Here is a 4,731-nt window from a genome sequence, read left to right on the forward strand (position 1 = left end):
AGAAATCCGTCACCACACCCAACGACCATCACCGGCGAAGGTCACGCATTCGATGCAGGAACTCCCGTTCCCCGCCAAGGAGTGCGCCTCCCACTGGCCAGGGACTCACCCCTGCGCACCAGAACACGCTCAAATGCCGTCGATCACCACCTGTTCACAACCCCCTCGAAGGGGTGGCTCCTTCCCTGTCCCGCCCCCTCGCAAAAAAATGCTTGTTCTCCATCAAGCGATTTTTTGTAGGGGGTGGAGGGAGGCCCCTCAACAGGACCGCCGACCTCCGCTCCACACGCCCCACAGCCTCGGCCACCCACCAAGCCGCCAGCCGGCGACGATGCCCCAGGACGCCTCCTCCCTCCCCGCTGCCAGCCGTTTTGCGCCGAAGCGCGAGACGATACCCGCCACCCGCCAAAGCCGAATGCTGCCCAACGGCGCACACGCGCCCCACGCGGCACGCGGCCCACGCGGATCAGAACTCGCCCGTATCCAGCTCGAATTCGAAGGGATACGGCAGGGCAACCGTCTTGCCAATCCACCTCGGTCCGCCGTGCGTAACGCTGCCCGGAGGGCTCCGTGTGCACGACCACGTGGCCTCGTTCCCTGTCGATCAGGAGGTAACAGGGGATGCCCGCCCGGGCGTACCCGCGAAGCTTCGGCCCTCGATCGTTCTCTGCGGTCGCGCCCGAGGCCACCGTTGGCGGGCGGCGCCACATGGATGCGCCCCTCGACCAGTTCCACGCGCCACCCCTCGGGGGCTGCCGCGCTCAACGCCACGAAGGCATCTTCGACCGATGAGACGGTGTTCCTGTCGATGTCGGTGTGCGGTGGTGCGGGCTCGGGAGCCATCAGTGCCACGGTGGACCTCCTTCGTACGGAGCGACACTCCCAGCCTGGGCGGGCAGCCGATGGACCAATGCGCCAGATGTCATCTATACGGGGGGGCATTCAGTGTTCCCGCTCGCTCACGCCCGCCCCGGCGCCAGGGCCCGCGCAACAAGATCCCCGGACAGCTCGCGCAGCCTCCGCCGCGCCTGCGCGTCGTACGCCTGGGCATCCGCACGGGATTCCTCCGTGCCGTTGAAGTAACGGCCGGACGGCACGCCCCGCGCGGATGCGGCGAGGAGGTGAAGGACCGCCTCCACGCCCTCCTCCACCGTGCTCCAGGGCGCGACACCGGCCTCGCGGACCATGGTCGTGGCCATGTACGTCGCGGGGTGGAGGGCGCCGACGAAGACGGCGGCGGGGTCGAGTTCGTCGGCCAGGTCGAAGGTGAACATGATCTGGGCGAGCTTGCTCTGGGCGTACGCGCGGGAACGGTCGTAGCCGCGCTCCAGCATGACGTCGGTGAAGTCGAGCGCCTGCTGGCCCACCGAGGCGACATTGACAACGCGGGCCGGGGCGGAGCGGGTGAGCAGGGGCAGCAGGCGGCGGGTGAGGCGGTAGCCCGCGAGGTAGTTGACGGCGAACCGGAGTTCGTAGCCGTCGGCGCTCTCCTGGCGGGCGGAGCCGGGCGGGCCACCGCCGAGGCCGGCGTTGTTGATCAGGACGTCCAGCCGGTCGTGGCGGGCAAGGATCTCGTCCGCGAGCCGGTCCACCGCCCGCAGGTCGGCAAGGTCGGCGAGCAGCACCTCGGCACTACCGCAACCCGCGCCCGCCCCAGACCTGGAGCCGGACCTGGGGCCAGAGCCCGAGCCGGACCTGGGGCCAGAGCCCGAGCCGGGCCCGGAGTCAGCCCCAGAGCCAAAGCCGGCCCCAGCCGTCGCCTCGCGGATACGATCCCGCACCTCCTCCGCCCGCCCCGCATCCCGCCCGTGAACCAGCACCCGCGCACCCTCAACGGCGAGCCGTACGGCCAGCTCGCGCCCGAGCCCGTCCGTCGAGCCGGTGATCAGTACGGTCCGGCCCGCCACCGCGGAACGGACCGTCACAGCGCCGCCGCGTTGAGCCGCAGGCCGCCGTCGACCGACAGCACCGTGCCCGTGGTGTAGCTGTTGCCGATCAGATAACCAATGGCGTCGGCGATGTCCTCCGCCGCGCCCACGCGCCCGGCCGGGGTGACCTTGGCGTAGCTGTCGAAGGCCTGCTGCCGCGCCTCGGCGGGCATCCAGTCCCACCACGGGGTGGCGATGACGCCCGGGGACACAGCGTTGACCCGGACCGGTGCGAGCTCCACGGCCAGCACCGGAACCATCGCCTCGACGGCGGCGTTGACCGCCGCCAGCCCCGCCGTACCGGGCAGCGACGCGCCGGAGGACCCCGCGGTGATGAAGGTCAGCGAACCTTCGGGAGCGAGCACATCGAGCGCCGCCTGCGCGGCGACCGTCTGGGCGACGAGCTTGCCCTCGACCGCGGTGCGCAGCGCGTCGACCGTCAGATCCTTGAAGGGGCCGCCCGCCGAGGTGCCAGTGGCGGTGATCACGACATGGTCGACCTTGCCGAGGCCGGCGAAGAAGGCGCGCATCGCCGTCTCGTCGCACGCGTCGACGGACTGGCCGGTGGCAGCCCCGCCCAGCTTCTCCAGGGCGGCCGCCAGGCGGTCCGCGTCCCGCCCGGTGATCACGACCTCACGGCCCTCGGCCAACTGCCGCTCGGCCGCGGCCAGCCCGATGCCCGATGTACCGCCGATGATCACGATTCGTTCTGTCATTGCCTACTGCTCCTCAAGGCCATTTACGAGGCACGGTGACTCGTTAAATTTAATTCGAGGCACGGTGTCTTGTAAAGTGCGTTCCATGACAGGCACTCCGGCGCGTGGCAGACCGCGCAGTGAGCAGGCGCGGCGGGCCGTCCTGGCCGCGGCGCTGGAGCTGTGCCACCGCGACGGCTTCCAACCGCTGACCATCAAGGGCATCGCCGAGGCCGCCGGGGTCGGGCGGCAGACGGTCTACCGCTGGTGGCCGACAAAGGAGGCCGTACTGCTGGAGGCCTTGCGCGATCTGACGGAACGCGAGGCCCCGACGCTCCTGCCGGACACCGGCGATCCGCTGCGCGATCTGGAGACGTTTCTCGTCGGCGCGTACACCATGACCGCGCGGCTGACCGGCCAAGCCGTCGCCGGGCTGATGGCCGAGGCCCAACGCGACCCCGAACTCGCCGACCGGCTTCAGACCGGGCTACTGGCGGAGCGCCGCCGGGCGCTGCGCGAGGTGCTGGAGCGGGCGGTACGGCAGGGGAAGCTGAGCGAACACGCGGCCTCACTCGACCTCGCGGTCGACCTTGCGTTCGGGGTGATGTGGTACCGGCTGATGAGCCGACACGCACCCGTGAACGCCGGGCTCGCCCACGAGGTGTCGGCCGCACTGCGCCGACTGCTCGCCCCGCCGGGCGGGGTCGCGTCGGCGGACGGGGATGCGACGCCGAACGGGGTCGCCGCCGGGTAGAGCACCCGGCTGCGAAGGCCGACGCGGGCTAGCGCCCGCCAGGCGAAACCTGCGCCGGCACAGCCCCGCTGGGCAAAGCGAGGCCAGCGCCAACGGACCACCCGCGCACCGGGCCCGCAGGGCACGGCCGCCGGGGCAGGACGGCTGACGTCACGACTGCCACGGGGGCGGCCGACGTCACGACCGCCGCGGGAGCCACCGCGCGTCACGCCTGGCGCGTGGGCAGCACGATCACCTGGCGCAGGTTCACATGGGCCGGACGGCTGGTGACATACGCGATCAGGTCGGCGATGTCCTCGGAGGAGAGCCCCCCGAGCGCGGCGAACATGTCGTCCAGCTGGCTGGTCGCCGTCGCGTTGTCGACGTGGCTGCCGAGCTCGCTCTCGGTCAGCCCCGGCTCGATGTTGGTGACGCGCACATTCCGCGGGCCGAATTCGGTGCGCAGCGACGCCGACAGCTGGGTGAGCGCGGCCTTCGTCGCCGAGTACACCGCATAGGTGGGGAACGGCACATGCGCACCGATGGAAGAGATGTTGACGAGATCGGCGGGCCTGCCGTCCGCCGCCGCGGCGAGCAGGTCCTGGGTGAAGGCGCCCACGACGCGCAGCGCTCCCGTGAGGTTGGTGTCCACCATGCGGGTCCACTCGTCGGTCCGGCCGGCGTCGATCGGGTTCGGCAGCATCACCCCGGCGCCGTTGATCACCAGGTCCACCGGGCCGAAGGCGTCGTGGACCCGGGCGGCACCGGCGGCGACCGCGGCCTCGTCAGTCACATCGACCGGGACCGCGAGGGCCTGTCCGCCCTCGGCGGCGATCTTCTCGGCCAGCTCCTCCAGCCGGTCGGCGCGCCGCGCCCACAGCGCCACCCGGGCGCCCCGGGCGGCGAGCAGCCGGGCGGTCGCCGCACCCATGCCGCTGGCGGCCCCGGTGATGACGGCGGTGCGCCCGGCAAGGTTGCCAGTGTTCGCGGCGACCTCGCCGGTGTTCGCGGCGGTGTTCACGGCGGTGTTCACGGCGACGTCTGCGTGGTTCATCTCGTGTGCTCCTGAAGTGTCGTGCGGTGGTGTCGTGTGGTGATGTCGTGCCTCCCGGCACGTCCTCAAGGCTGCGGTCGCCGCGCCGTCTTACCCAGGGTGATGCTTTTCCTGGGTCTGCCAGTACCAGGTTGGCGGCGGAGGGCTCGCCTACCCTCAGGGCATGCACGACGACGCTCTCGGTGACTTCCTGCGCTCACGGCGCGCCCGTATACGCCCCGAAGAGGTGGGGCTGATCTCCCATGGGCGCCGCCGGGTGCCGGGGTTGCGCCGGGAGGAGGTGGCCCAGCTGGCCGGGGTCAGCGTGGACTACTACGTCCG

4 protein-coding genes and 2 pseudogenes are annotated in these 4,731 nt (G+C 71.3%); 2 read left to right on the top strand and 4 right to left on the bottom strand.

Annotated elements, in window-relative coordinates:
* Positions 1 to 466: 466 nt before the first annotated feature.
* From CCN51_RS60260 to CCN51_RS37430, 3 genes and pseudogenes are all read right to left on the bottom strand, one after another.
* Positions 467 to 843, bottom strand: a pseudogene (locus CCN51_RS60260) (Uma2 family endonuclease).
* 116 nt (positions 844 to 959) lie between these two features.
* The gene (locus CCN51_RS37425; RefSeq protein ID WP_086860610.1) at positions 960 to 1,925 is read right to left on the bottom strand and encodes an SDR family NAD(P)-dependent oxidoreductase; all 966 of its coding nucleotides are present in this window, start codon (positions 1,923 to 1,925) and stop codon (positions 960 to 962) included.
* Entirely contained in the window at positions 1,922 to 2,644 is a 723-nt protein-coding gene (locus CCN51_RS37430) for an SDR family oxidoreductase (protein ID WP_014177556.1), read from the bottom strand. The genes CCN51_RS37425 and CCN51_RS37430 overlap by 4 nt, the downstream gene beginning before the upstream one ends.
* 85 nt (positions 2,645 to 2,729) lie before the next feature.
* Here CCN51_RS37430 and CCN51_RS37435 point away from each other — a divergent pair, with 85 nt between their 5' ends.
* Entirely contained in the window at positions 2,730 to 3,377 is a 648-nt protein-coding gene (locus CCN51_RS37435; protein ID WP_014177557.1) for a TetR/AcrR family transcriptional regulator, read from the top strand.
* A 205-nt stretch (positions 3,378 to 3,582) separates the two neighbouring features.
* Here CCN51_RS37435 and CCN51_RS37440 read toward each other — a convergent pair whose 3' ends face one another.
* Entirely contained in the window at positions 3,583 to 4,410 is an 828-nt protein-coding gene (locus CCN51_RS37440; RefSeq protein WP_014177558.1) for an SDR family oxidoreductase, read from the bottom strand.
* Between the two features lie 163 nt (positions 4,411 to 4,573).
* Between CCN51_RS37440 and CCN51_RS37445 the strand changes: the two are divergent.
* Positions 4,574 to 4,731, top strand: a pseudogene (locus CCN51_RS37445) (helix-turn-helix domain-containing protein); the annotation flags it as partial.

Origin of the sequence: Streptomyces milbemycinicus, from assembly GCF_002154605.1 — a bacterium.
Classification (GTDB): Bacteria; Actinomycetota; Actinomycetes; order Streptomycetales; family Streptomycetaceae; genus Streptomyces; species Streptomyces milbemycinicus.